The 26114-nt window shown below is 68.1% G+C and carries 26 protein-coding genes and 3 pseudogenes; 18 read left to right on the top strand and 11 right to left on the bottom strand.

The features are described from left to right. Positions 1-291 precede the first annotated feature (291 nt). Both OG714_RS51650 and OG714_RS51645 read right to left on the bottom strand, forming a co-directional pair. Positions 292-1284 carry an IS110 family transposase gene (locus OG714_RS51650; protein ID WP_406131421.1) on the bottom strand — a complete coding sequence of 331 codons (993 nt, stop codon included), beginning with the start codon at positions 1282-1284 and terminating at the stop codon, positions 292-294. 481 nt (positions 1285-1765) lie between these two features. Next, a pseudogene (locus OG714_RS51645) lies at positions 1766-1882 on the bottom strand (IS5/IS1182 family transposase); the annotation flags it as partial. Positions 1883-2214: 332 nt separating this feature from the next. Between OG714_RS51645 and OG714_RS51640 the strand changes: the two are divergent. The 7 genes from OG714_RS51640 (at position 2215) to OG714_RS51610 (ending at position 8804) form a co-directional block, all read left to right on the top strand. Beyond that, positions 2215-2814 (top strand): hypothetical protein, encoded by a 600-nt coding sequence (locus OG714_RS51640; RefSeq protein WP_406131420.1) that lies wholly within the window; start codon positions 2215-2217, stop codon positions 2812-2814. 327 nt (positions 2815-3141) lie between these two features. Further along, on the top strand, positions 3142-3900 hold the full coding sequence (locus OG714_RS51635; RefSeq protein ID WP_406131419.1) for a methyltransferase domain-containing protein: 759 nt from the start codon (positions 3142-3144) through the stop codon (positions 3898-3900). A gap of 1261 nt (positions 3901-5161) precedes the next feature. After that, positions 5162-6406 (top strand): carboxylesterase family protein, encoded by a 1245-nt coding sequence (locus OG714_RS51630; RefSeq protein WP_406131418.1) that lies wholly within the window; start codon positions 5162-5164, stop codon positions 6404-6406. Beyond that, complete coding sequence (locus OG714_RS51625; protein ID WP_406131417.1) at positions 6333-6575, top strand: hypothetical protein; 243 nt, start codon at positions 6333-6335, stop codon at positions 6573-6575. The genes OG714_RS51630 and OG714_RS51625 overlap by 74 nt, the downstream gene beginning before the upstream one ends. Before the next feature lie 131 nt (positions 6576-6706). Further along, complete coding sequence (locus tag OG714_RS51620; protein ID WP_406131416.1) at positions 6707-7729, top strand: alcohol dehydrogenase catalytic domain-containing protein; 1023 nt, start codon at positions 6707-6709, stop codon at positions 7727-7729. A 67-nt stretch (positions 7730-7796) separates the two neighbouring features. After that, entirely contained in the window at positions 7797-8228 is a 432-nt protein-coding gene (locus OG714_RS51615; protein WP_406131415.1) for a YybH family protein, read from the top strand. 147 nt (positions 8229-8375) lie between these two features. Then, positions 8376-8804, top strand: coding sequence for a VOC family protein (locus OG714_RS51610; protein ID WP_406131414.1), 429 nt, complete (start codon positions 8376-8378; stop codon positions 8802-8804). Between the two features lie 102 nt (positions 8805-8906). Here OG714_RS51610 and OG714_RS51605 read toward each other — a convergent pair whose 3' ends face one another. Beyond that, a complete protein-coding gene (locus tag OG714_RS51605; RefSeq protein ID WP_406131413.1) occupies positions 8907-9842 on the bottom strand; it encodes a helix-turn-helix domain-containing protein in 936 nt (311 codons plus the stop codon). Positions 9843-9969: 127 nt separating this feature from the next. Here OG714_RS51605 and OG714_RS51600 point away from each other — a divergent pair, with 127 nt between their 5' ends. From OG714_RS51600 to OG714_RS51585, 4 genes are all read left to right on the top strand, one after another. Then, complete coding sequence (locus OG714_RS51600; RefSeq protein WP_406131412.1) at positions 9970-10365, top strand: MmcQ/YjbR family DNA-binding protein; 396 nt, start codon at positions 9970-9972, stop codon at positions 10363-10365. Beyond that, entirely contained in the window at positions 10362-10730 is a 369-nt protein-coding gene (locus tag OG714_RS51595; protein WP_406131411.1) for an MmcQ/YjbR family DNA-binding protein, read from the top strand. The genes OG714_RS51600 and OG714_RS51595 overlap by 4 nt, the downstream gene beginning before the upstream one ends. A 103-nt stretch (positions 10731-10833) precedes the next feature. After that, on the top strand, positions 10834-12147 hold the full coding sequence (locus OG714_RS51590) for a replication-associated recombination protein A (protein ID WP_406131410.1): 1314 nt from the start codon (positions 10834-10836) through the stop codon (positions 12145-12147). Positions 12148-12552: 405 nt separating this feature from the next. Continuing rightward, positions 12553-13302, top strand: a complete 750-nt coding sequence (locus OG714_RS51585) for an alpha/beta hydrolase fold domain-containing protein (RefSeq protein WP_406131409.1) — start codon at positions 12553-12555, stop codon at positions 13300-13302. 90 nt (positions 13303-13392) lie between these two features. Here OG714_RS51585 and OG714_RS51580 read toward each other — a convergent pair whose 3' ends face one another. Continuing rightward, positions 13393-13983 (bottom strand): TetR family transcriptional regulator, encoded by a 591-nt coding sequence (locus tag OG714_RS51580; protein WP_406131408.1) that lies wholly within the window; start codon positions 13981-13983, stop codon positions 13393-13395. A 98-nt stretch (positions 13984-14081) separates the two neighbouring features. Between OG714_RS51580 and OG714_RS51575 the strand changes: the two genes are divergently transcribed. Then, positions 14082-15059 carry an aldo/keto reductase gene (locus OG714_RS51575; protein ID WP_406131407.1) on the top strand — a complete coding sequence of 326 codons (978 nt, stop codon included), beginning with the start codon at positions 14082-14084 and terminating at the stop codon, positions 15057-15059. A gap of 20 nt (positions 15060-15079) precedes the next feature. On the opposite strand, the pseudogene OG714_RS51570 reads toward OG714_RS51575, so the two are convergent. Next, positions 15080-15426: pseudogene (locus OG714_RS51570) on the bottom strand (helix-turn-helix domain-containing protein); the annotation flags it as partial. A 181-nt stretch (positions 15427-15607) separates the two neighbouring features. Between OG714_RS51570 and OG714_RS51565 the strand changes: the two are divergent. From OG714_RS51565 to OG714_RS51555, 3 genes are read left to right on the top strand one after another with little or no spacing between them, the layout of a single operon-like run. Continuing rightward, positions 15608-15967, top strand: a complete 360-nt coding sequence (locus tag OG714_RS51565; RefSeq protein ID WP_406131406.1) for a cyclophilin-like fold protein — start codon at positions 15608-15610, stop codon at positions 15965-15967. Further along, positions 15925-16290 carry an NAD(P)H-binding protein gene (locus tag OG714_RS51560; protein WP_406132229.1) on the top strand — a complete coding sequence of 122 codons (366 nt, stop codon included), beginning with the start codon at positions 15925-15927 and terminating at the stop codon, positions 16288-16290. The genes OG714_RS51565 and OG714_RS51560 overlap by 43 nt, the downstream gene beginning before the upstream one ends. A gap of 24 nt (positions 16291-16314) precedes the next feature. Beyond that, positions 16315-16875: a TetR/AcrR family transcriptional regulator gene (locus tag OG714_RS51555; protein ID WP_406131405.1), complete on the top strand. Its 561-nt coding sequence runs from the start codon at positions 16315-16317 to the stop codon at positions 16873-16875. A 53-nt stretch (positions 16876-16928) separates the two neighbouring features. Here the strand turns inward: OG714_RS51555 and OG714_RS51550 are convergent, their stop codons facing one another. Continuing rightward, positions 16929-17288, bottom strand: a complete 360-nt coding sequence (locus OG714_RS51550; protein ID WP_406131404.1) for a hypothetical protein — start codon at positions 17286-17288, stop codon at positions 16929-16931. A gap of 216 nt (positions 17289-17504) precedes the next feature. Between OG714_RS51550 and OG714_RS51545 the strand changes: the two genes are divergently transcribed. After that, complete coding sequence (locus tag OG714_RS51545; RefSeq protein ID WP_406131403.1) at positions 17505-17888, top strand: VOC family protein; 384 nt, start codon at positions 17505-17507, stop codon at positions 17886-17888. A gap of 180 nt (positions 17889-18068) precedes the next feature. Here OG714_RS51545 and OG714_RS51540 read toward each other — a convergent pair whose 3' ends face one another. Both OG714_RS51540 and OG714_RS51535 read right to left on the bottom strand, forming a co-directional pair. Beyond that, the gene (locus OG714_RS51540; RefSeq protein WP_406131402.1) at positions 18069-18641 is read right to left on the bottom strand and encodes a hypothetical protein; all 573 of its coding nucleotides are present in this window, start codon (positions 18639-18641) and stop codon (positions 18069-18071) included. Continuing rightward, positions 18641-21148 carry a DnaB-like helicase C-terminal domain-containing protein gene (locus OG714_RS51535; protein WP_406132228.1) on the bottom strand — a complete coding sequence of 836 codons (2508 nt, stop codon included), beginning with the start codon at positions 21146-21148 and terminating at the stop codon, positions 18641-18643. The genes OG714_RS51540 and OG714_RS51535 overlap by 1 nt, the downstream gene beginning before the upstream one ends. Before the next feature lie 958 nt (positions 21149-22106). Here OG714_RS51535 and OG714_RS51530 point away from each other — a divergent pair. Further along, a pseudogene (locus OG714_RS51530) lies at positions 22107-22784 on the top strand (RNA-guided endonuclease InsQ/TnpB family protein); the annotation flags it as partial. Positions 22785-22995: 211 nt separating this feature from the next. On the opposite strand, the gene OG714_RS51525 reads toward OG714_RS51530, so the two are convergent. Then, positions 22996-24153, bottom strand: coding sequence for a DUF4765 family protein (locus tag OG714_RS51525; protein WP_406131401.1), 1158 nt, complete (start codon positions 24151-24153; stop codon positions 22996-22998). A 96-nt stretch (positions 24154-24249) separates the two neighbouring features. On the opposite strand from OG714_RS51525, the gene OG714_RS51520 reads away from it, so the two are divergent. Continuing rightward, the gene (locus OG714_RS51520; RefSeq protein WP_406131400.1) at positions 24250-24648 is read left to right on the top strand and encodes a hypothetical protein; all 399 of its coding nucleotides are present in this window, start codon (positions 24250-24252) and stop codon (positions 24646-24648) included. Between the two features lie 217 nt (positions 24649-24865). Here OG714_RS51520 and OG714_RS51515 read toward each other — a convergent pair whose 3' ends face one another. Further along, the gene (locus tag OG714_RS51515) at positions 24866-25012 is read right to left on the bottom strand and encodes a hypothetical protein (RefSeq protein WP_406131399.1); all 147 of its coding nucleotides are present in this window, start codon (positions 25010-25012) and stop codon (positions 24866-24868) included. Between the two features lie 230 nt (positions 25013-25242). Next, complete coding sequence (locus OG714_RS51510) at positions 25243-26109, bottom strand: helix-turn-helix domain-containing protein (protein WP_406131398.1); 867 nt, start codon at positions 26107-26109, stop codon at positions 25243-25245. Positions 26110-26114: the final 5 nt, after the last annotated feature.

Here is a 26114-nt window from a genome sequence, read left to right as displayed (position 1 = left end):
TGGCCGGCGGCCGAGGCCGTGATCCGTAGCGGGCTCGCGCGGGCGTCCAGCCAGAGCTCGTAGTGGCCGTCGGAGTCGGTACCCACGGTGTGCGCGAGGTGGCCGCAGCCGGTAGTTCCGGTGTGCGTCGGCGGGCAGATCAGGACGGTGGCTCCGGCGAGCTGTGCTCCCGTGTGCTTGTCGGTGATTGTTCCGGAGAGGTGTCCCCAGGTCGCGAAGGATCTGACTCGAAAACAGCCGAGTGAGGGCAGCACTGATTGCCCCGATAGGAGAACTGGGGAGTAGGGAAGTTCAGGCAGGTTCGAGGCCGGATGTGTCGACTCCGAGTGCGCTCAGCTCGGCGATGAGGCGTTGCTGCCGTCGTTTGGCCTGGTGGGGGTCCTGTTGCCAGTGGTTGGGTCCGAGGTCCTGGTAGCGAGCGTCGTTGGTGAGCATGTGCCACATGGCGATGACGATCTTGTGCATGACCGCGACGAGTGCGCGTTTCTTGCCCATGCGTCTGATCAGCCGCCGGTAGTGAGCATTGAGATAGGTGCCCTTGGTGCGTGCTGCGGCGGCTGCCGCATCGCCGAGGCCGCCCTTGAGCCAGACGTTGCCGTGGGTCGTGGCGCCTGAGTAACTCCGGCCCGCTGACTGGTTGTTCCCCGGAGCCACGCCGCTCCAGCTTGCCAGAGCGGCCGCAGTGGGGAATCGAGTCATGTCGACGCCCGTCTCTGCGATCACGACCTGCGCCAGGCGGGTTGAGATGCCGGGGATGGTGGTCAGGAGATCGTGCTGCCGGCGCATGGGCGCGGTTTCGGTCTCGATACGCCGGTCGAACGCCGCGGTCTGTGCGTCGATGGAATCGATGTGGGCCAGGGCCTGGGACGCCAGGAAGGCGTGGTGGTCCTCGAAACGACCGGTCAGAGCCTCACGGAGGTCCGTCATCTTCGAGCGGGCTTTCCCGATGGCGAGGTCGGCCAGCACCACCGGGTCGCGTTCACCGGCGATAAGGGCTTCGATCATGGCGCGGGACGACATGCTCAGTGTCTTGGTCAGCACGAGTGAGGTCTTGATGCCTGCGTCCTCGAGCACCTTTTCCAGCCGGTTCAGCGCGCGGGAACGTTCCCGGACCAGGTTGGTGCGCTGTCGGGTGAGGTCGCGGAGTCGACGAATGCGCGGGGGTGGCACGAAGGACGGAGAGACCAGCCCGTGCTGGGCCACTTGGGCGATCCACCGGGCGTCGGAAACGTCGGTCTTGCGGCCCGGCACCCGCTTGATGTCTCGGGCGTTGACCAGCCACACCTCGAACTGCTCCTCGAGCAGGTAGAACCTGGTTTCCAGTAGTCCGCCGTCGCCTCCATGACCACCAGTTCGACGCCCTCTTCGGCCAGCCAGTCAGACAACAGCAGCACCGACCTGGTCATCGTGGAGAAGGTGCGGACCTCATCGCGGTAGCGACGTGACCCCTGCGAGACGGGCCCACGGACGCAGACCTTCACATCGCCTTTGGAAACGTCGAGTCCGGCGACTCTCTCGACCAGCACATCCATCGCAAACCACCACCTCGGAGACCGTTATCGCCAAACGATCCCGGCTTGGTGAGGGCACAGCCAACTTAAGAATCTGACTCGCATGCTCAGAGGCAACAGTCCGGGGCGCCTGCCCCGGCCCTCGCGTCAAGCTTCCACACGGACCCAACCGCACCAAGATCCTTCGACGTCACCCAAGCCGGGACCGCCGTCAGAATTTTTCCCCGGTCAAGGACGCCGCAAAGCGGCCCGAACAGCTTCCAGGTCTTCATGCGCGCGAAGACGTGCTCTACCCGGGCGCGCACCTGCTTGTGGGACTTGTTGTGCGCCTGCTTCCAGTCGGGAAGTTCTTCACCTGCGCGTCGCCTCCGCCTCCCCGGCTAACCGCTGGATGCGTCGTGGGCCCCTTCTGTCGGACTGGTCCCGGAGGCCGCCAGACCGAGCGCAGGCCAGGACAGGGACGCGTACGGCCCGGCGTGATGCAGGCCGACGGCCAGAAGTATCGCCGCCAGGCAAGTCACGGTTGACCATGGCTGCCGCCTAGACGGTTTGGGCGATCAGGCGTCGCCGAGACACGCTTGAAAGGGGGCAAGGCCCAGGCCGACAGGACAGAAAGGGTGACAAGTCGCACACTAGGGCTCATCATGGCTGATTGTTGGAGGGGGGAAGATTGCGCGTTTTTTCTGTGCGCCGCCGTGGCCACGTGCCGCCTGCGACGACGATGGCAGCCGCCCGCGCAGGGATGTTTTCCCTGCTCGGAACCATGGTCACAGTGATCGTGCATGACCTGGCCTTCGAATCGAACCCGTCTCGGCTCGTGAAGGCGCTGGCGGCTTGTTTCCTGTTCATCGTGGCACTGCCTGGTGCCGGAAGCGACAAGTCTCTCCGTACTCAAGTGCTGTTGGCGTTCGGCTGCCAGGCCATCATCGGGTACTGGTTCGTCCTCGCCGACAACTCGGTCACATTCCGGGAACACGGACTGCTGCCGTCTTCAGTTCTCGCAGGATGGCCCGTGGTGATCGGCCACATCCTGCTGGCCCTGCTCTGCGCAGTCCTGCTGCATGGACTCGACGACAGTGTGCGCCGCGTGCTGTACGCAGCCAGGAAGGAGTGGTGCGCGTTGCGCGCACTGCTGCACAGGCTCCTGGTTCCTGGTCGTCTCGCATACGAAGCAACAGAGTCCGGGGCCGCCTGGCGCGTGAACACCGGGCCGACACGGGCTCCCCCGTCATCAGTTCTGCTGGCCGGCGCACTGGTCCGCCGCGGCCCGCCGTTCCTTCCCCTGCCGTACGCCGCCGCTTGATCCGTCACAGCGGCACCCGTACGGCTTCCGGTGTACTCACCCGTCCCTGTCGGGGACGGTTCTGTCCACCATTCCGGCACGCGGGCTCTGCGCGAGTCCCGTGGCAGGGGGAAGTCCTTTGAACCACATGTTCCTTGCGACGCGAGCGATTCCGCCCGTCGTCGCTGCGGGCCGCATCGGCCCGTCCACCACAGCGCACCTGAAGGTCCGAGGCCGTGTTGCTGCTCGGGTCCTAGCCGAGCGGGCCAGCGCTCACTCAAGGCGTACGTACGAGTTGTGCACCGCGCAAGGCCGGGCGGCATTGGTGGCCCGGGAAGGAGTGGGCCGATGACGGCAGCAGGCAGGGCGAAGTCCGGGGCGAAGCGGCTCCTGGAGCGTGCGGGGTTCCAACTCGTGCGCAGCACCACCCCTCAAGGTGGCGTCGATGATTTCATCCCGTTCGAGCCGACAATGCGGGCGGCGCGAGCGGCCAGTCTGTCGGTGTGCGACTACATCGACGAGGTCATGAACGGGACCCCGGGGGCCACCCAGTCCACCATCGACGAACTACGGACCCTCGGCGTCTTCGCCGCGATGCCAGACACGGTGTTGGAGATCGGCCCCGGGTCCGGGCGGTACCTGGAGAAGACGCTGGAGGAGTGCTCGCCGACCCGCTACGAGATCTACGAGACGGCAGAGCCCTGGGCCAACTACCTGGTGGACACATTCAGAGTGATCGCCCAACCGGTGACAGGATTCAGCCTCGACACGACACCGGACAACAGCGTCGACCTCGTCCAAGCCCACAAAGTCTTCAACACCCTGACCTTCCTCGGCGCCTGCCGCTACTTCTTCGAGATGGCCCGCGTCACGCGACCGGGTGGACGGATCGTCTTCGACGTCATGACGGAGACCTGTCTCACCCCGGAGACAATGCATGTCTGGGCGACGAGGGGCGGGACGGGTCACGATTCGTTCCCGTCCGCCATGCCTCGACGCACGTGCGTGGACCTCTTCGCGGCACTCGACTTCAGCCTTGAGGCCGGATTCCTGGCTCCCCTGGGCGTGGCGTCCACGGAGGTGCTCGTCTTCAAGAAGACGGCCTGACCTACGGCAGGACCTCCTGCTTGCCAACCAGCGGGGACGTGCCACGCGGAGCATCACCGGCTCGGCGTGACATGGACTCGCCGACCCAACCAGCGCCGCTGACACGCCACGAACCGAACTCGACGCACATCCTCGATGAGGTCCGTGACGGAGCCTGCGCCTAACATCCCTCGCCGCCCGTGCAGTTGACTCCGGCGTGGCCAGGAGGTCGCGCATGGGGCGTTTGTGGGTGCTCTGCAAGGGGCTTCCAGGTACGGGGTGGTTGAAGTCCAGGCTCAGCCGCACACGCCGCCCCGCGATCCAGCCGTTCTTGTCAGCACGCAAGACATTGGCCGCTCCCCGACGAGCGGGAATGTCCGTCGAGTAGTACATCGACCACTCCAGCGCCGCTCCCTGTGCGACCACGGAGACGGTGAACGCCCTGCTCAAGCTGGCGGATTTCAGCGAGAAGGTCGAGCACGTATGCGAGATCGGCGCTGCGACGGGCCGATACGCGGCCCAGGGAATCATCTCAACGTAGCCTGACAGCTACGAAACCTACGAGACCGCTGGTCCTCACATCGATGCCCTGGCGAACAAGACATAGCTCATGACCTGCATAGCAAGCCATCTGACGATCCATCAGAATGGGCGTCAAATGAGCGTCACGAGCGTCATTTCAGCGTCAAGATATCGCCTGTAACGCCCACACCGCACATAATGCGCACACACAAAACCGCAGTTCAGGACACCCTGGCCACCGGTTCAAGGATCGCGACACACTCCACGTGGTGGGTCATCGGAAAGATGTCGGCCTGAGCGGGTCACGGAAAAGACCAGGTCAGCACCTACTTCTCGGCTCACGGCCCCGCGTGGGGGCGCCCAGAGCGTCAAACGAGCGGCACGACCGACAAGTCCATCCCTCCTACTCCCGTGTCGTATTGGCAGAAACCGTGTCCCGCGCAGGTCCCGTCGCTTTACACCGGATCTGGGCCTTCGGATCGTGTCGCGCTGCGGTGCCCCATCGTGTCCCTTGGTTTGCCGGGGTCTGGGCGCGGGTCAGGGAACCGCTGATGACAGGACCTCAGGCAGTTCAGGCTGCCGCGGCGGCCTGGCTACGAGAAGGCTGTACAGAGAAGTGTCACCTGATGACCACCAGGTGACTGCTGTCCGCTCGGCGATTTGTCGGAGTCCAGGGAATGCTTGGAGGGCGCCGCCGCGAGCGATCAGCCGCCGACACGCCGCGCGAAAAAGCTAACCGCACCGGAAGGAATCTCACGCCATGACCGCTACCGTTCCCAAGGCTCCGACTGCACCAGGGGTGCGGTCCTGGTGGGGGATCCCGTACGCCACCGCCGAGCGGTACCGCCGCCCCGTGGTCGCCGGCTTCGATCCGGGCCTCCCCTATGACCGCAAGGGCGTCGTCTCTGTCCAGCCCGACAGTGGCGCCTGGCTCGAAGCGGACAGCGGGATGGGGGAGGACTGCCTGAACCTGAATGTGTGGGCCCCTGAGCAGCCGGCCGACAAGACGCTCCCGGTGGCCGTGTACATCCACGGCGGCGGATTCGAGTACGGCGCGAACACCCAGATCACCTCCAACGCCTCTGGTCTCGCCGCGTCGGGGCGCGTGGTGAGCGTGTCGGTCAACTACCGGCTCGGCGCCCTGGGCGCGCTCTCGCTCTCGCAATACGGCGGGCGGCTCGCCGAGGCCGGCAACCTTTTCCTGCAGGACGTGATCGCCGCGCTGACCTGGGTCAAGCGGAACATCGCCCACTTCGGCGGCGATCCCGACCAGGTCACGGTCTACGGCCACAGCGCCGGCGCCTACTCCACCTTCGGTCTGCTCGGCGCCTCCTCCGCCGATGGCCTGTACCGGCGGCTGGCCGGGTTTTCCGGCGGGCCCGCTCGTATCGTCCCGGCCTGGTGGGCCGAGGAGCTCGCGCACTTGTTCGTCACCGAACTCGGCGTCGCGGACAACCCGGAGAAGCTGCTCGACCTCGACGCGGTCTCCCTGAGGGACGCCCTGCGCAAGGTCGCCCCGACGGATCTCGGAGTCTGCGGCGGGGTGGACAACAAGGCCACCGGTGTCGTCCTGGACATCGGACAGCCCGGCGCGGTGGTGCACGCCCATCCCATGGACGTCCTCGCCTCGGGCGCGCACCGCGATGTCGACGTGCTGCTGAGCATGGCGAGTGACGACATGGGGTGGTGGGTGGCGAACGACCTCGACCGCGTCGTCGACGAGGTCGCGGGGTGGCGTATTTCCCGCTCCCGCGCGAAGAAGATCGTCGACGCCTACAACCAGGGCGACCGTACCCCTGCCGAGGTCCGCGCCGCGGTCATGGCGGACTACCTCTTCGCGCTCCCGGCCGCCCGCGGTTGCCTTGGCGCACGCCGCCGCGGGCGGCAACGCCCATCTCCTGATGATCGGGCCCGCCGAGGGTGCGCCCGCCGTGCACGGCAGCGAGATGTACGCCCTGGTCGGCCAGGAACAGCCGGGCCGCAGCCCCGGGCAGGCCGAGCGTGACACGCGTATCCGCGACATCGTGCTCGACTTCGCCACCGGCGAGCAGACCCGTCTGTGGCCCGCCGTCACAGACCGGCCCATCTCGGGAAGCGTCGACAACCCTCCCTTCGAGGCCACCGCCCACTACCAGCAGGCCCTTGGCCTATGGGAGGGCATCGACCGTCCCTGACGGCCGGCGCGCGATCCCGAGATACAGAACGGCGCAGGGTCACCACTGACTGATCACCCGGGGCACCTGTGCCTGGAGCCCCGGCTCCGCCTTCACATTCCCCGGGGGACGAACAGAACAAGGAGCTCGGCATGAGCCAATCGACATCAACCGGCGGCGCCGCACCGGCGACGATGCGGGCCGTCGTCATCACCCGGCCCGGCGGCCTCGACGCACTTCAGATCAAGGACGTACCGGTGCCCGTCCGCAAGCCCGGCTGGGTGCGGATCAGGGTGAAGGCGTTCGGCGTCAACGAGTCCGAGGTCACCACCCGCAAGGGCGAGTCGGACGCGGTGGTCACCTACCCGCGCGTGCCCGGCATCGAGGGCGTCGGCGTGGTCGATGAGGCCGACGAGGACAGCGGGCTGCGGCCAGGACAGCAGGTGGCCACGATGATGGGCGGCATGGGCCGCTCCTACGACGGCGCGTACGCCCAGTACGTCACCGTCCCCGCCGGGCAGGTCATCCCGTTCGAGACCGGCCTGCCGTGGGACGTCGTCGGCGCGCTGCCCGAGATGTTCCAGACCGCCTACGGATCCCTGACCCGCGGCCTGGACCTCAAAGCCGGGCAGACGCTGCTGATCCGCGGCGGCACCTCCACGGTCGGGCTGAGCGCGGCCACCATCGCGAAGGACCTCGGCGCCACCGTCATCTCCACCACGCGTCACGCCGGGCGTGCCGACGAACTGCGGGCCGCGGGCGTCGACCATCCCCTCGTCGACACCGGCACCCTCGCCGACCAGGTGCGCGAGCTGATCCCGGACGGCGTCGACGCCGCCCTGGAACTGGTCGGCTGCTCGGTCCTCCCCGACACCCTCAACGCCGTCCGCCGGCACGGCACGGTCTGCTTCACCGGAGCCCTGGCAGGCCAGTGGTCCATCCCGGACTTCACCCCGTTCATGATCCCCTTCGGGGTACGCCTGACCTCCTACGGCGGTCAGGCCGCCGATCTGCCGGCCGACGTCTTCGCCCACCAGCTCCAGGCCATCGCCGCAGGACGCCTCAACGTCCCGGTCGCGCAGGTCTACCACGGCCTGGAACAAGTCCGAGACGCCCAGGCAGACCTCGAATCCGGCACCACGCCGGGCAAGCACGTCGTCGTCCTGGACGACTGAAAGCAACACATCCCCTGGATCGCCGACAGGCACCGGCTGGGGCATGCACAAAGAAGGAGAGGACGCCGTGGGCGTCAACAAGGAAGAAGTCAGCAAGACCATCATCGAGCTGGAGAAGTCGTACAACGAACGCTTCAGCGCCGGCGACCCGGGCGGCTACCTGGACGGCTTCGCGGACGAGGTGAGCTACTTCGACCCGATCCTTGAGAACATCGTCGTCGGCAAGGAGAAGACCGTCGCGTGGCTGTCGTCCATCTACTCCAACCCGCACATCGTGCGCAGCGAGTACCTCAACCCGACGGTCCACGTCGGCGACAGCGGCGACTTCGCCGTCCTGGCCTACAACCTGAAGACCTACGTGCGCGACGAGGACGGCAACGAGAAGCAGCGGCGCGCCTGGAACGCCACGCACGGCTACCGGCTCGTCGACGGCCAGTGGCTCATCGTGCACTCCAACTGGGCGTTCTCCCAGACCGTGACCGAAAGGACCGCCTCCTGACCGCGGCGCAGCCTGTGGTCCCCAGCCTGACCGGGTTCCTCCGGCGTGGCGAGCGGGGCCCCGCCCGTGCCGCCGGCATCCGGCCAGTGGTCGTCCCAGCCGCACCGATCAGCTCCGAGACACGCCCCGCGACACCAGCGCACCCGAATGACCGAACGTCAGGACCCCATGATCACCGACACCGCAACCGACGCCTACAGCTCCTTCACCGCGACCGACCTGGAATCGACCCGCACCTTCTACCACGACGTACTCGGGCTGCAAGTCGAAGACCGGGACGCCATGCTCACCATCCGCCTCCCCGGCGGCGCGAGCACCGTCGCGTACGCCTCCCGCAACCACCAAGCGGCACGATTCATCATCCTCAACATCGTCGTTCCTGACCTCCCCAGTAGTGTCGCGGACCTCACCCGACGCGGCGTGGATTTCGAGCGCTACGAGGGAGTGCAGATCGACTCAGACGGGATCTACCGCGCCAACGGCCCCTGGTTCGCCTGGTTCACCGACCCCTCCGGCAATGTTCTTGCCGTCTGCGAACGCGACCTCCGCACGGCCGACGCGAGGCGTACCGGCTGATCGACGGACAGTGGAACGTCGGGTACTCCGCATGGGCGTTCACGCAGACCGCGAAGGCAGCCGTCTCTTCCTGACGGGCAAGGCGCCTCCGCCGGGTTTCCGTCACGCGTCGGTCTTCGCTGCGCGGGTGGCGAAGGCGGCCGGGGTAAGGCCGGTGCGGTCGCGGAAGAAGCGGCCGAAGTTCGCGGGGTCGGTGAAGCCGAGGTGGACGGCCACCGTCCGGGCGTCCCACCGGGCACCTCCCAGCAGGCGCCGGGCTTCCAGGAGGCGCCGCTCGTCGATGAGTTCACGTACCCCCTTGCCGGTGGCGTCCCGGGCCGCGCGGCTCAGGGTGCGGACCGAGCAGCCGAGCACCTCGGCGTAGTCCGCGGCCTGGTGCAGCTCGCGAAAGTGCAGTTCCAGGGCGTCCAGGAAGTGCCCGTACCGGTCGGTGCGGCCCGCGCCGGCCGTGGCCGTGCCAGTGGGGGTGATGCCCGGGGAGTTGGCCAGGCGCAGCAGCAGCGATTCGAGCAGGCTGCGCCGCAGGGCGTGGTGCATGTCGAGGGGGCGGCGCCCCAGTGCGCGGTGTTCGTCCAGGAGCTGGAGTGCCGTCTGCTGGAGCCAGGCGGCGTCATCGGGGTGCGGGCTCAGCACGGCCTGGGCGTCGTGCGCAGTGAGCGGGGCCAGCAGACGGGCGATGTCGGGCCGCATTACATCCGGTTCGAACAGGACGAATGGGCCGCGGGCCGTGCCGGGCGCATGAAAGCACAGCGTGTGTCCGGGACGCACCCACAGCCACTGTCCGGGGGTGACGGTCCGCGTGACGTGGTCGACGTCGTGCCGCAGCTCGCCCTCGGTGACCGCGATGAGGTAGTGGAAGGTGGCGCGGACCGGACGGGGCGGGTTCCACGGCCAGTCGTCGTGCTGGGCGAAGAAGTCCTCGATGGTGTTCACCTCCAGGCCGTACGGAGTGCCGACCGGGGGCTGGAAACCGTACAGCGGAACCGCGTCGGGACCGGCCTGCCTGCTCGGCCTGGGGTGTCGCTTGTCGACCATCATGTGTCCGCAGTTTACCGCGCCTTATGTCGGTTTCGGGGAGAGAGTGGGAGGTGCCGCCACGACCGTGCGGCGTTCCACTCGCGTGATGGGGTGCCCAGCCCGCGCTCACCCGATGAAGGAAACGTTCATGAACGAAACGACCCTGCACAAGACCGCCGCCGCCTGCGCCGAGGAGCTTCCCGGAGCACAGCTTGAGCATCCCTTCGGTGACGACTGGGAGGTCTTCAAAGTACGCGGCAAGGTGTTCATGCTGATGACCGAGGTCCCCGGGCGTCCCGTCGTGATCCTCAAGGCGGACCCCGGCGAGGCCCACGCCCTGCGGGAGCAGTACAGCCACATCACCCCCGGCTACCACATGAACAAAAAGCACTGGATCACCCTGGAGGGCGGGGCGGGCGTCGACAAGACGCTGATCGAGGAACTCGTCACCGACTCCTACCGGCTCGTGGTGGCCCACCTGCCCCGGGCCGAGCGGCCCGTCGACCCGCACACCTACGGCACCGACACGCGGGCGGCCCGGTGAGCGTGGCCGGTGACCGGCTCCAGGACACCGCCCGCCAGGCGGCGCTGGCCCTGCCCGACGTCAGCCACGGATACCCCTTCACCCCGGGACTCGACGTGTACAAGGTCGCGGGCAAGGTGTTCCTGATCGTCACCGACGACCCGGACGATCAGATCATCACGGTCAAGTGCGAACCCGAACACGCCCGCGCATACGTACGCGGTTACGCCTCGATCACGCCGGGCCGTTATCTCGACAAACGGCACTGGATCTCGCTCGGGCCGGGACCCGGCATCACCGAGCGGCTGGTCACCGACGCGGTCGACGATTCCTACGACCTGGCCGTCGAGCGGCTGCCGCGGCGAGACCGCCCTGGTGCCCGATGAACGCCGCGAGCTTCCCCACGATCGGCTGAGCCGACGCCTGTCAGTGCCCCGTGCACGGCTGGCCACGTCCGCACACGTCCGCCTTCGACCACCCGAGAGACCGATGGAACCGACCGAAGCGACCCTGCCGCTCTTCGACGAGGAGCCCGCCCGGCCCCTCGCCGACCGCCTGCGCCCCACCCGGCTGGAAGAGGTCGTCGGGCAGGACCACCTCCTTGCCCGGGACGCCCCGCTGGGCCGCATGGTCGCCCAGCAGCGCCTCGGCTCCGCCATCCTGTGGGGTCCGCCCGGCGTTGGGAAGACCACCATCGCCCGGCTCCTCGCGGACGCCGGCAACCTGGCCTTCGAGCCGGTGTCGGCCACCTTCTCCGGCGTGGCCGATCTGCGCAAGGTCTTCGCCACCGCACGAAGCCGACGCGGCATCGGCCGGGGCCCCCTGCTGTTCGTCGACGAGATCCACCGCTTCAACCGCGCCCAGCAGGACAGCTTCCTGCCTTACGTCGAGGACGGCACCGTCACCCTGATCGGCGCCACCACGGAGAACCCGAGCTTCGAACTCAACGGCGCCCTCCTCTCCCGCGCCCAGGTCCTCGTCCTCAAACGCCTCGACGAAGCCGCACTGTCCACGCTCCTCGACCGCGCCGAGCAGCTCACCGGCCACCATCTGCCCCTGGACGACGACGCCCGCCGTGCCCTGATCGCCATGGCGGACGGTGACGGCCGCTACCTCCTCAACATGGCCGAACAGCTCCAGGCCCTCCCGGACACCGAAACCACCCTGGACACCGCCGGGCTCGCCCATCACATCCAGCAGCGGGCCCCGCTGTACGACAAGGCGCAGGAGGGCCACTACAACCTGATCTCCGCGCTGCACAAGTCGATGCGCGGCTCCGACCCGGACGCAGCCCTGTACTGGCTCGCCCGCATGCTCGACGGCGGCGAGGACCCGCTGTTCGTCGCCCGCCGCCTGGTCCGCTTCGCGAACGAGGACATCGGCATGGCCGACCCGCACGCCGTCCAGCAGGCCCTCGCCGCCTGGGACGTGTACGAGCGACTCGGCTCCCCCGAGGGCGAGTTGGCGATCGCCCAGGCCGTCGTCTACCTCGCCACCGCACCCAAGTCCATCGCCGTCTACCGCGGCTTCAACGCCGCACACCGCGCTGCCCGGAACACCGGCTCACTCACGCCGCCCGCCCACATCCTCAACGCCCCGACCCGGCTGATGAAAGACCTCGGCTACGGCAAGGACTACCAGTACGACCCGGACACAGCCGACGGCTTCTCCGGCGACGACTACTTCCCCGACGACATGGACCGCGAGACGTACTACCAGCCCACCCGCAACGGCTACGAAGCCCAGATCACCGAGCGCCTGCGCCACTGGGCCGCTCTGCGCGCCCGCCGGCAACGCGGCTGACCGGCCGACGCCCGCGAAGAATCATCACGGCGGGAGGAGTGAAGACAGCGCGCCCGAGTTGCCCGTGACGTGCCCTCACCCGAGCGTGCGCCGCATCCGAGGGTGAGGTTCACCTACTCCCCGTCGTTCCATTCCCGAAGGAGAAACAGATGGCAGACCAGACAGCAGCAGACGACTTTGGCGCCGTGACCATCCGGCCTCCGTTGGACCCGGAACTCGCGCCCGTCGAGGAGGCGCGGGGAGCTGTTTTTCCGGCCCTGTCGGACGAGACCCTGCCGGAGATCCGACGGCAGATTGCCCAGGGCTCCCCTGGACTGGATTCGGAGGCTCTGACGGCGGGCGGCAGAGTGCGGGTGGAGGAGCGCCAGGTACCGGGGCCGGAAGGCGCGCCGGACATCACTGCGCTTGATTCTCAGCCCCGTCGAGGACCGAGGCCCCAGGGGAGGCATCCTCAGCCTCCACGGCGGCGGGATGATCATGGGAGGCCGCCGGGACCATGTGAGTCATCTCCTCCCTCATGTGATCGAGGGGACTGCGGTCGTCGTGTCGGTCGAGTACCGGCTGGCGCCGGATCACCCCGATCCCGCGCCGGTCGAGGACTGCTACGCGGGGCTGGTGTGGATGGCGAAGAACGCGGACGAGGTCGGCATCGACCCCGAGCGGCTCCTGATCGCCGGAGTCAGCGGCGGAGGCGGCCTCGCGGCGGGGACCGCGCTGCTCGCCCGCGACCGCGCCTTTCCCCAGCTCAGCCACCAGGTTCTGATCTGCCCCATGCTCGACGACCGCTTCGAGACGCACAGCAGTCGCATGGTGGACCGCGAGGGCGTATGGGACCGCTACAGCAACCTGTACGCGTGGACCTCCGTGCTGGGCGAGCGGCGCGGCGGCCCGGAGGTATCGCGGTACGCCGCGCCGGCCCGCGCCGAGGACCTCAGCCGGCTGCCGCGCACGTACATCGACACCGGCTCGGCGGAGGGGTTCCGCGACGAGATCCTGATCTACGCCGGCCGCTTGTCCGAGGCGGGCGTGGGCGTCGATTTCCACATGTGGGGCGGAGGCTTCCACGGGTTCGACATGTCGGTGGATGATGCGGCTGTGTCGCGTGCCTCAAACGCGACCCGTGAGGAGTTCATCCGGCGGGCTCTCGACAGGTGAGCGGTGCGACAACGCGAGATGCGACAGAGCTCGATTACTCGCCCGAGCTTCGATCCCGTGTGGCGCCGCTTCAAGAGCTCGCGGAACCTCTCAGTTCACAGTCGCGGGAAACAGGCGCTCGACAGCCGCGACGATGGCAGCCCGGCGCGCGACCAGGAACGCAGCGCGGTCATCGCCGGACGGAGGCAGCAGGTCAGGCTGTGCGGCCCAGGCGGTGGCGATCTGGTGGACGAGGACCAGGATGTCGACCGGGTCCCAGTGGGCGTCCAGCTGGCCGGCTTCCTGGGCCTCTCGGATCTGCTCGATCTTGCGGACCACCGATTCCCGGAAGGTGTCGTGGGGCAGGGAGTCACCGGCGTCGAGCTCGAACTGCCCCCAGCTCATGAGCCGGAAGCGGTCGGGGTGTCCGGTGAAGTAGTCATGGAGACGGCCGGCATAGCCGGGCAGATCGGTGGGGTCCATACGGGTCGCTTCGGCCACGGCCGCCAGTTCCTGCGCGGAGACGAACCGGTAGAGGGCCACCTTGCTGGAGAAGTAGGCGTAGACGCGTTCCTTGCTGGTCTGGGCGGCCTTGGCGATCCGGTCGATCCGCGCCCCGGCGATCCCGTGCTGGGAGAACTCGGCCTTGGCGGCGCTCACGATGCGGTCGCGGACCGAGTCTGTTCGGGTGGAAGGGCTCATGCCTCCACGCTACCCGACCAAACCGTTTGGTTTGCCCCTGGAAAACGATCAGCGTACGCTCCAAACAGAACCGTTTGGTTTGACATGAGGAGATTGGCATGCAGCACAGGAAGCTCGGCACCCAGGGCCTGACCGTCTCGGCGATCGGCTATGGCGCGATGGGTCTGACCCAGGGCTACGGCCCCAGTGACGAGGAGGCGGGCGTTGCCGCCATCCGCCGCGCCCACGAGCTGGGCGTCACCTTCTTCGACACCGCCGAGGTCTACGGCTGGGGTTCGAGCAACAACGAGGTTCTGCTCGGCAAGGCGGTGAGCGACTTCCGCGACGAGGTGGTCCTGGCCACCAAGTTCGGCTTCGCGCAGACCGAGCAGGGCCTGGGCCTCAACAGCCGTCCGGACAACATCCGCACGGTTACCGACAACAGCCTTCGTTACTTGGGCGTCGACCAGATCGACGTCCTCTACCAGCACCGCGTCGACCCGGACGTGCCGATCGAGGACGTAGCGGGCACCGTCAAGGAGCTCATTGATGCGGGCAAGGTCAAGTACTTCGGCCTCAGCGAGGCCGGCCCGCAGACCATCCGCAGGGCGCACGCCGTCCAGCCGGTCTCGGTCCTGCAGACCGAGTACTCGCTCTTCGAGCGTGACGTCGAGCAGCTCTTCCCGGTCCTTGAGGAGCTCGGCATCGGCTTCGTCCCCTATTCGCCCCTCGGCCGCGGCTTCGTCACCGGTAGCGCGAAGCCCGCGGCAGAGTACGACGACACCGACTTCCGCAAGACCAACCCGCGCTGGCAGCCCGGCAACTTCGAGAAGAACCTCGAAGCCGTGGAGCGACTTGGCCGGCTGGCCACCGCCAAGGGCATCACCGTCTCCCAGCTCGCGTTGGCCTGGCTGCTCGCCCAGGGCGGGCAGATTGTCCCGATCCCGGGCACGCGGAGCGCCGCCCGCATGGAGGAAAACGCCCACGCGGCCGACGTCACGCTCACCGAGGCCGATCTCGCCGCGATCCACGAGATCCTCCCGACCGGCGGATTCGGCGCCCGCTACGCCGAAGAGCACATCCCCAACTGGGTGTGACCCCAGTCCAGTTGGTAGACCTACCCGCGCGTTGCGTCCCGGACTGCGAACGCGGCCGGGGTGAGGCCGGTGCGGTCGCAGAAGAAGCGGCCGAAGTTCGCGGAGCCGGTGACGCCGAGGTGGGCGGCGACGGATCGGGCGTCCCATCGGGCGCCTCCCGGTAGGCGTCGGGCTTCGAGGAGGCGCCGGTCGTCGATGAGCTCCCGTATTGGCTTGCCGGCGGGCGTCATGGGCGCGGGCTGAGGGTGCGGACCGAGCAGCCGAGCGGATCGGCGTAGTCCGCGGCCCGGTGGCGTTTGCGGAAGTGCAGTTCCAGGGCATCCGCGAACCGACCGTGGGTGTCACCGCGGCCCGTGTCGGCTGTCGTGCCGGGCACATGGCCGGCCGACCCCAGGCCCCGAATGGTAAGTGGATCGACTTGCTACTCGGGTGGTGCGGAGTCGCCTTCAGCGGGTCCGCGCCGACCGACGCTCGTACCCCCACGAACACGGCGTACGTGGAGGCCGCCGACGATCACTCCCACAACACTCCGAAGGGGCACGACCCATATGAGAATCCGACTGACCGCTGGCGAGACCGTCCTCAACGCAACCCTCGACGACAACGCGACGGCACGCGACTTCGCCTCACTGCTTCCGCTGACGCTGCGTATGAACGACCTGTTCAAGCGTGAGAAGTACGGTCACCTGCCCCGGTCTCTCGCCACAGGAGGCGAGCCGCGGTTCAGCTACGAGATCGGCCACATCGCCTACTGGTCACCCGGTCCCGACATCGCCGTCTTCTACGACCACGACGGCCAGTCCATCCCCACCCCCGGCATCGTCATCCTCGGCGAAATCGACTCGGGGGCCGATGCCTTCAAGAAATACGACGGCACGGTCGACGTCACCATCGAGGCCGTCGACTGAGACCCAGCCGGACACCACCGGGATCGTCAACCACCGAGAGGAGGGGCCATGTCCCGAGTCTCGTCATCGGGGCGACCGGTGACGTCGGCTCCCGCCTCGCCGCACAACTCAACGAACAGGGTGACCAGGTCGTGGGCCTTCACCGCCATACCGGGCAGGCGCCCACCCTGGAATCCGACGGAACAAAGCCGTTTCTCGGCGACCTGACGTCGCTCGGCAGGGCGTGGAAATCGCGGCAACCGCCGCAGCGGAGGCAAGAGTTGGCTGCTTCCTCCTCGTTGCTGCCTTCCCGTGCGCGGCCCACGACACGTGTCCCTTTGTGATGGGTGGAACATCACGAGAAGCCTATGAGCGCGCCAGCACGCCGTCGGGATGCGGCGCAGAACCGGACCCGCATCCTGGAGGCCGCCCGCGCAGCCGTTGCCGAGTCCCACGACGTCCCCCTCAACGAGATCGCCAAGCGCGCCGGTGTAGGAAAGGGAACGCTCTACCGGAGCTTCCCCAACCGCGAGGCGCTTCTCGCCGAGGTCTATCGGCGCGATGTCGAAGAACTCGTGGCCGCCACCTCCGCACTGCTGGCGGAACACGAGCCCGTCGAAGCCTTGCGTCACTGGCTCGACCGACTGATCGACTACGCCGAGATCAAGCACGGTGTCCTGGCAGTCCTTGAGACGGCGGCGTGGCAGGACCTTGTCGCCCACAGCCGCAATCCCATCGAGGGCGCACTCGGTCACCTGCTGGACACCGGGAAAGCGGCCGGCTCCATCCGTACGGACGTGGACACCCACGGGGTCCTCCTCCTCATCGCATACCTCGGCCGACTGGACCAGGATGAGTGGGAATCGAGGGCACGGCCCCTGATGAACGTCATCCTCGACGGTCTTACCCGACAAGACGCGGACCGGTGAGGGCAGAGAACTGGCCACAAACGTCTGGCAGTTCACAAAGCGGAATAGCCCGGCTAGCTGGGGTGCTGTCTGCTGGAGCCAGGCGGTGTCGTCGGGGTGCGGGCTGAGCACGGCGGGAGCGTCGTGCGCGGTGAGCGGGGCCAGAAGACGGGCCAGGTCGGGCCGCAGCACGTCCGGTTCGAACAGGATGAGCGGGCCGCGGGCCGTGCCGGGCGGATGCCAGCACTGCGCGTGTCCGGGACGCACCCACAGCCACTGTCCGGGGGTGACGGTCCGCGTGACGTGGTCTCGACGTCGTGGCGCAGCTCGCCCTCGGTGATCGCGATGAGGTAGTGGAAGGTGGCGCGGACCGGACGGGGCGGGTTCCATGGCCAGTCGTCGTGCTGGGCGAAGAAGTCCTCGACGGTACTCACCTCCAGGCCGTAGGGAGTACCGACCGGGGGTGGAAACCGTACAGCGGAACCGCAGATGGTCCGGCCTGCCTGCTCGGCCTGGACTGTCGCCTGTCGCCCGGTTCGAGAACGGCGTCCTTGTCGAACGCGAGGAGGCCACTGCCGCCTGACGTCCGGTGACCCGGGACGGGCATCAAGCCCGGGACAAGAACGTGATGATGACGGCAGGCTGTCGGAATGAGATCTCGAACCGGTGGCATGTGGTGGGGAACCACGATCGAGGCACCGGACCCCGGCGGCTTGGCGAAGTTCTACGCCGAACTCCTTGGCTGGAACATCGGACACGAAGAGCCGGGAACGACCATCGTCGCCGCCTCCCCGCAAGGACCGTTCTTCGTGTTCCAGCAGGCGGACGGCTATCAGGCTCCCGTATGGCCTCCGATCGAGGGGAAACAGCGCCCCATGATGCACTTCGATTTCCAGGTCGGCGATCTGGACTCGGCAGCCGCCGAGGCGATCGCCCTGGGCGCTACTCTGGCGGACTTTCAGCCGCAGGAGAACGTCCGGGTGCTGTTCGACCCCGCCGGGCACCCCTTCTGCCTGTGCTTCGACGAGCCATGACCAGCCGGTCCTGACTGATCAGAACCGAAAGGCGGAAACAGGGAACCCTTCAGCGATCCACAACTCTTGACAATTGCTCAGTTCGGGCGCGCCAGCGTCCGTTGAGCCATGCGCCTTTCCTCTCCATGACGTCTCTGGCCGGCTGGTGACGACGTATCGAGCCGCCTCTCGTGCGCGCTGCTACCTGACTTCGACGGAGTACGAGGCGCCGGGGAATTCCCATCCGTCGGTGCCTTCGCCGATGTCCTCCACGATGACGTCGTCGACGAAGCGGTCCTCGAACTCGTCGTCCGTGAGTTCGCCGGCGAGCCAGAGCTCCTCGATCTCCTCCCAGTTGCCGCGGGTGCCGTCGATCCGCAGCGGCGCGGCGTCCCGGGTGCCGCGCGTGCGTTCGTCGTTCCCGGTCCTGACGACGCCGCTGATCTCGTACTGGCCCCGCTTGATGTGGTCCGGGATCGGGTCGGCGGGGACGATCGCGACGTTCTCGTAGGCGGTGTGGATGAGGTCGCGGTAGCTGCGACGGACGTTGTACTCGGGATCGGACAGCCAGTTCACCAGTGTCTTGACGGTCACGTCGAGGCCGGCATCGTCCAAGGCCTGGTAGCCGCGGTGGGTTGCAGTGAGCTGGCTGAGCTGGGCGTGCCAGTGCTTGGCGGTGTACGACGACAGCCGGTGGCGGGGGGTGACCTGGGAGCGCAGCAGGTCGTTGAGAGCGGCGCCCAGGGAGTCACCGCGGCCTGTGGGGCCGGCCATCAGTCGTCACCTTCCGGAATGATCTCACCGGACTCGACGAACTTGCGCTTCACTTCACCAAAGCCGGCGCCGATCCGGTACGTGTCGGGCGGAGTGTCGGGCGGAGTCCAGAAGATGGCCTGGTCGACGCTGCGCAACGCCACGAGCGTGTGTCCTTCCAGGACGGCCTTGAACGCGACCGTCCAGTGGCGGACAGCTGCCTCGGCGACCATGCTCATGCGCCAGTCCGGCCGCCAGAACGGGGACTTCTGTTCCTCGCGCTTGGGCCACAGCAGGCGCAGTGCGATGGACAACCGGGTCTTGTACGCCGTGTAGGACTCCCCGCCGGCCTGGACGAGCTCGGTACGCGCCTTCCGGGTGGCCTCGTAGAACGGCTTGAACAGCGACTCGTTGGCCTTCCCCGTCCAGGAGTCGTGGATGGTCGGCATCTTGGTGATGTGGCGGTCGCGGACGAGCCTTTCGAGCAACTTGATGTGCGGGGTCGTGACCCACACCCGGCCCTCTTCGTCGGGCATCGTGGCGATTCGCCCCAGCGGATGCGGCATGTCGGTGCGGTCCCACTGCGGGATGTCGATGAGGTAGATGCCGGCCTGGCTCTTGTCGAACGCGGCGAGCGGGCCGGTGTGAAGGAGCTTGTTCGGGGCGAGGGGAACAGCCGAACAGGCGGAGGGGAAGCTGCCGTTGCGGTCGATCAGGCACAGGATGCCGTCACCGAAGGAGTCGGGCGGCACGTCGAGCTTGTAGCGGCGCACGCGCTTCCCGTTCGGCCGGATGTGGGGAACCCGGGTGGCGGTGATGTCGGGGTGAAACCAGCGGGGCTCGCCGTCCATGTGCTCGCTGATCAGCGGCCACGGCCCGCTCTCCCGCTCCTCGGTGCGGATGACGCGGATCGGGTGCATCTTCGAACGGTCGATCGAGGCCTTGAGGATCTTCAGGCCGGGGAAGGGCGCATTGTCCGGCTCGTCCTTCTCGTCTCCCGGCTGAAGTTCCACTGCTTCTTCTGCGTCGTCTTCGTCGTTCGGGCCGTGCCCGCTGCTGCCCCCGGTGGGCTGAACGGCGATGTCGGACTGCTCGGTGGCGTCGGCGGGCGTGATGGTGTTGCAGGCGTTCAGCGCAGTGGCGAGGCGACGTCCCTCGTCGGTGTCCGGCAGCTGGGGCGGTGCCGCAGCGATCTCGGCGAGCGACGGCCCGAGTTCGTCCAGGGCATCCTGGTCGCCGTTCGTGAGTGCGGTGCGCAGCGCGGCCAGTACATGAGTGACGGCAGCGGGCAGTCCCTGCCTGGCGCCGGACGTGTAAGGAAGCGCCGCTTCGGCCAACTCCCGTTCCACGGCACTGCCCGGAGGCCGCGGGGGTTGGTCTCCGGCCGTAGGGACGGTGGGGGTGCTGCCGGCGTCGAGGAAGCGGGCGTGCAGCAGGTCGGGGCTCAGGTACGCCGAGCCGATCGCGCCGAGGTCGCGCTCGGCGACCGTCACCTGGACCCTGGCAGGGTCCTCGGTCGGCGTGAGCGTCAGCGTGATGTCGGCGTCCAGGAGTCCCAGGAGGGCGGGGTCGTCGCTGTCGACGATGGCGAGGACCGGTACGTCCAGGGTGCGCGCGAGAGAGGCCAGGACCTGGGAGGCGTCCGGAAGACGGTCACCGGACAACGGCAGCCTCGCGCTGCGGACGGCCTGGAGGCGGTCCACGACCACCAGGGCCAGACCCTCCATGTGCGGGGCGGTCTCCGCGATGTCCTCTGCGCTCAGATCGCTCCCGTCGTCGATCATCAGCAGGTCGCCCGCCTGCACCAACTCGTGGGCGACCTCCTGCTCGTGCTCGGTGAGGCGCCCCTGCTTCAGACGCGGATAGTCGCCCCCGGTCTCCGCCGAGACGATCCGGCGGAAGATGTCGTCCCGGTTGGGTCCCGACGCCGCGTACAGGACCGTACGACGGTCCACGAGCGCACTCTGCCGCGCGGCAGCCAGTCCCAGCAGACTTCCGCCGACGTTCGGGGCAGCCGCCACGAGCGTCAGCCGGCCCGGCTGCAGACCGCCCGTCGCGGCATCCAGCCCGGCCAGCCCGAACGTGGCGCCTCCAGCGGGGCCGGAAGCGAGCACGGCCCCCACGGCGTCACCCAGCCTGGCGAGCCTGCGCGGCGCGCTGCCGCGGTCCTGATTGCCTTCACTGTTCACCGCACCTCCTGCGGACGCCGCGCCCGGGTGCGCAGCCATGTCGGACGAGACGGCACCCGAGCCGGTGTCGGCGGGGAGCAGTACTGCGACGGGCGTGGTGTTCCGTCGGAGCACCTGCGGCTGGCCCTGAGCCGCCCGCGTGATGAGATCACCGAGGTCTTTCTGCGCCGCACTCAGGACGTGGGACGGGAACACCCCGGGCTGCCGGGCTGCCGGAAACCGCGCCAGCGGCACCAGCAGAGCACGATCATCCCGCTTGCTGATCAGCGTCGAGACCCCGTCCTCCTCGGCACGTTTCACCAGAGCGAAAAGCTCCGTACGGGCCTCGGTCGCGGTCATCGCGGTCTCAGCCGACGGCTTCTGACTCACTCACCCTCCCAGAACATCAAATCAACCCCCACAATATCAAAATTCACTAAGGAATTTGAGGAAGAGTCATGCCTCTGTGCGCGATATTCACTCACTTGCGAGATCTACTGGCGGGGTTGACCGGGTGAAGCGCTCGTCGGCGAGCGGTGACAAGCAGCCGCACAACAGGGCGGAGGCCGGGACCACCGGCCCCGGACTCCCCTCACCGACGAACAGACCGTCTCAGCCGCATGCCGCCTGCTCGCACCGGGCCGCGGACTGGACCGAGCCCGACGCCGGGGAGCTCCGGCCGGAGATCGTGCACCGGACCGCGTGCCTGGCGGACACCTCCAGGCCCGGGCGCAGTATCAGCTGGATAGGGTGGATCTTCTGGGTGATCGACAACACCCTGGCGACTGCGGCGCGGCTGCGGGAAGCGGTGGTTGACGCCATATAGCGGCCCTTCCGGCGGGCAGGTGTCGACTTCGGCCAGGTCCCCGAGGGTGACTCACACGACGCGTTCGAGGCCCGTCAGGAGATGGCGGCCGCGATACTCAAGGACCGGCACGGTTCCCGGAGGGACTTCGACGGGACTCTGCGCGCGGGCGCGCCCGAGGCCGAGTTCGACCTGCCGCCGTCCCGCTCGGTGTCCAACATCCTCCAGCAGGCCCTGATGGACCCGGGCGCCCCGATAGTGCTCCGGAGGTGCCGACGTCGGATTCGAGGAACTGATGGAGGCATACGAGGCCGCCTCGCCTGACAACACCGAGACGATCGGGCACCGACGCGCCGCGCACCGCGAAGCCGCTCTCGTCGGCGTCGACCTGCTTGCCCAGTCCCCCATGGCAGGCGGTTTGCGCGGCTTGATCCACGCCGTCCGGGAGGCTGACGACCGGACGTTGTACGCGGCGGTACGCGCCTGCACCAAGGAAAACGGGGCTCTGGGAATCCCGCCCCGCTCCCGCCAACGGGCAGCCTGGTCGGCATCGACCTCGGGATCGCCTCGTACCTCACCACCTCCAACGGCGAGCACTTCGCCAATCCCCGCCACGCCCGTAAGGCCGCCGCGAAGCTCGAAGCCGCGCAGCAGGCGTTGAGCCGGTTCCCGCGCCGCAAGGCCAAGGACCGTGCGGGTAACCACCAGCGGGCCGTGGAGAAGGCTGGCGGGATCACGGCAAGGCGCGGCGCCAGCGCCTGGACCACGCGCACAAGGTGGCGCTCAACCTGGTCCGCGCGCACGACTTCATCGCGCACGAAGGCCTCAAGATCCGCAACATGAGCAACGCCCCCGCCTCCCAAGCCCGGCCCCGGGACACCAGGCGGGTTTCTGCCCAACGGGGCCGCCGCGAAGGCCGGGCTCAACCGCTCGATAGCTGACGCCGGTTGGGGGATGTTCCTGACGATCCTGCACGCCAAGACTGAAAGCGCCGGACGGGAAGTGATCGGCGTGGACCCCCGCAACACCTCCCGCCAGTGTCCCGAATGCGGGCACACCACGAAGGAGAACCGGCCCACACAGGAAAAGTTCCACTGCGTTGCCTGCGGCCACACCGCGCACGCCGACGTCGTCGGAGCAACCAATGTCCTGCGGGCCGGGCTGGTCCGTCGCGACGCCAACCAGGCATAGCGAGAAGCCACGCCGTTTACGGGGTGGAGGATTCACAATCGTGGCCACCGGCGCCTCCACGGCCGAGGCCATCCTCTCCGTGGGAGGCGCCTTCGCCGTCTCCATGGGACTGTCTCTGAGCACGCTGGCTGCGCTCGGCCTCGCCTGACGACCGGCCCGTGTGGTGTGCCCCGGCTGGGGCTCCGTCGCACGGGCAGAGGAGACGGCTGATTCAGGACGCGTTCGCGGCGCGTCGGCCGGAACTCTGCTGGCGTGTGCGGTCGACGATGTCCACCACAGTAAGCGGTGCCTTGGGGTCCGCGATCCAGCCGTCCTCGCTGGAGCTGCCCTTGGAGAGATACTTCGCGGCGACATAGACGACGACCAGCGCGTTCCGGAAGCTGAAGCCTTCGGCCACCCCCGTGCTCGTGGTGAACTCCGGCAGCTGGCCGCCGTGTCCCACCTGAGATCGGCTGCTCGCGCTGCTCGGCGCACTGACTCTCGGGTCTGCTGTCCTTCCCCCCGCGCTTCCCTTGCTCGCCATGCTGTTGGCGGTGGCCAGGTTGGTGCCGCGCCAGAGGTAGACCCCGTGCTCCGATCCCTCCGCAACCATGCTTGCCACGGTCGCGTAGTCCGTGGGAAGAGTCAGGTCCTTGATCAACGTGTCGAAGTTGTCGTCGTCCGAGTCGTAGTTGTCGCTGTCCGGGTCACGCTGCGTTTTCGAGGTCTCGTAGCGGACCCGTTGCACGGAGGTCTCCGCGCTGGACGACCTGGTTGTCGCCTCCGGCTTCGCCCGCTGCACAGCGGGGACGAGCTGCGACATGGCCCGTGAGGCGTTGGCCTCGGCCGCCTTCTCGAAGCGGTCGCCGGGATCGCTGACCTTGAGGCCGTCGCCTGCGACAGTTCCGTCGACCGGGCCCGAGCGCTGCTGGATCACGTGCGTGAGTTCATGAGCCAGTGTGTGATCGTCACCGCCGTCCTTGCCTATGACGACATGGTTGCCCGAGGTCCAGGCCCGTGCGCCGAGTTCGGCGGTCGAACGCTGTGCTACGGCGTCGGTGTGCACCGTGACATCGGAGAAGTCGGCCCCCAGCCGGGCTTCCATCTCCGTACGTTTGGCGGATTCGAGCGGGCGGCCGGCCGAACGCAGGACCTCTTCGGCAGCGGAACGCTGTACCGGCTGGTGCCCGCAGCCCTCGCGGTGCTGGTGCTCCTCCTCGGCTTGCTGAGCAGCCAGCAACTGCACCACGGCGGCATTGCCGATACTGCGCTGCAAAGCCATCAGGTCCCCGGACAAACCGGCCGCCGCTGTCGTCCGGGACTCCACCGGCTTCAGCGGCGACCGCGCCGGAGACTGAGGGGACGTGCGGGCCTTGTCGTCGTAGCGCATCGGTGAGGACCTCTCCTTGTCTTGCCGGGAACTCCACCATGCCCAACCGCAGCGTGAAACCGCCTTGCGTGGATGCTGCTCCCTGGCGCAACGACCTTGCCCTTATGGGCAGCCACCGTTGCCCATGGGTTTGCTCAACTCTCCGACTGGCGTGCTCAGTCACACGACGACCGCGACGATGTCGTCCTCACCCGGGCCCGCCAGGCCGGCCAACTGGACCACATCAACACCTACTACCGGATGTCGGAGCGCCTCGGTGTCCGCGCCGCGATCGGCGGCCGGGTCCGCCATGAGGACCGGGAGGGCGAGATCGTCGACACCGCTGGGCAGTACCTGCGCGTGCTCCTGGACGGCGAAACCGAGCCCGTGACGTGCCACGCCACCGCGAACATGGCCTACTGGTCGCCGACGGCGGCGGGATGGGTGCAGGCGACTCCGCTGCCCGACCCGTACGCCACGGCTGACGCCCCGCACCGTGCGGAAGGCGCACTGTGACCACACCGGAAGTGCTCGCGCTGCGGGTGCAGTTCGACCTGGAGAGCGCCGGCCTCACCCCCAGCGCCGACCTCGCCAGCGGCGGCGCAGGCGGATTCGCCGTCTACACCCTTGAGCAGCAGGTGCACGTCGACTGGTTCACCCACGCGCGGCTCGACAACGCGGACCTCGACAGCCAGGACCGCCCCGACACCCTGTTCGCCGACACGACACGGCGCTACGAGACGGCCACCACCTCGCAGATCGATGCCGACCACGACATCGTCCGCATCGCCGAAGCGTTGCGCCGCAGCCCGCACATCCTCAGCGTCGACGACGTCGCGCCCGGCGACAAAGCCGTCTGGTTCAGCGACGCGAGCGGCACCGGCCACACCCTCGCGCCCGTGTCAGCCTGCTGCGCGCGGCCCGCGTCACCGCCCGAGAAGTCGCCTGGTTACCGGCCGCCGGGATCCGTACGTTGCGCAGCCGTGCCGGCTCGTGGGCCCTCAGCCCACCGACCGTCGCGTCCTCCTGCGCGGAACGGCGCACCCACCTGCGCGGTGTCTGCCGGTTCACTCCGAACTCGACCGACAGATGAGGCAGGCGCCAGCCGGGTCACAGTCCTCGGGCGGGACGGACCAGCCCCTTTCCCTCCAGATGACAGGCCGCACGCAGAGCGTCCATCTTCTCAGCGTCGGTGGTCTCGGCCGCAGTCGTACACGTGAGGATCCTGAGGTTGGTACCGGCAGGCATCAGAACGTCGACGTCGATGGTGATGGCACCCACCGTTGGATGTTCGATGGTCTTACGGTCACCGGCCCAGGGGCCGGCCGTGCCGTTGAACCACAGTCGGGCGAACGCCGGTTCTCGTCGAAGCAGGCCTTCGACGAGTGAGAAGAGTCGTGCATCGCGGGGATGGGCGGTCGCTGTCACACGCAGGTCGGCGACGAGGTCCTCCGCCTCGGAATCACTGCCTCTCCATGTCCGAACGGGCCATGCCGCATTCGGGTCCCGGCCTCGGCTGGCTCTCGTCTGGAACATCCCGGCGACGAGATTGTGCGCCTCCCAGCCGTACGTGCGGGGATCGCCGACCGCGGCCGTCCACATCCTGTTCCAGCCGATGATGGTCCAGTCAGCGGCGAAGACCCCGGCGGGAACCGCTCCCAACCGGTGTACCAGTCGCTGCACGCTCATGGGGATGTGCCTGGAGACGTTCCCGGCGGAGGGCAGGGCGAGGTTGGCGCAGCGATACAGATGGTCACGCTCGGACGGGTCCAGACGCAGTGCGCGTGCCAGCGCGGTGACCACTTGGGCCGAGGGATTGCGAGCGCGGCCCTGTTCCAGCAGCACCAGGTAGTCGACCGATATACCTGCCAGACGGGCCAGCTCTTCGCGGCGCAGTCCAGGGATGCGCCGCTCCGCGCCGGCCTCCAGCCCGCTGTCCTGCGGCGACATGCGCTCGCGCCAGCCGCGCAGCGTCATGCCGA

It is taken from the genome of Streptomyces sp. NBC_00989 (assembly GCF_045162655.1).
Classification (GTDB): Bacteria; Actinomycetota; Actinomycetes; order Streptomycetales; family Streptomycetaceae; genus Streptomyces.
The sequence above is the reverse complement of the archived record's forward strand: the minus strand, read 5'-3'. Positions and strand labels throughout refer to the sequence as shown.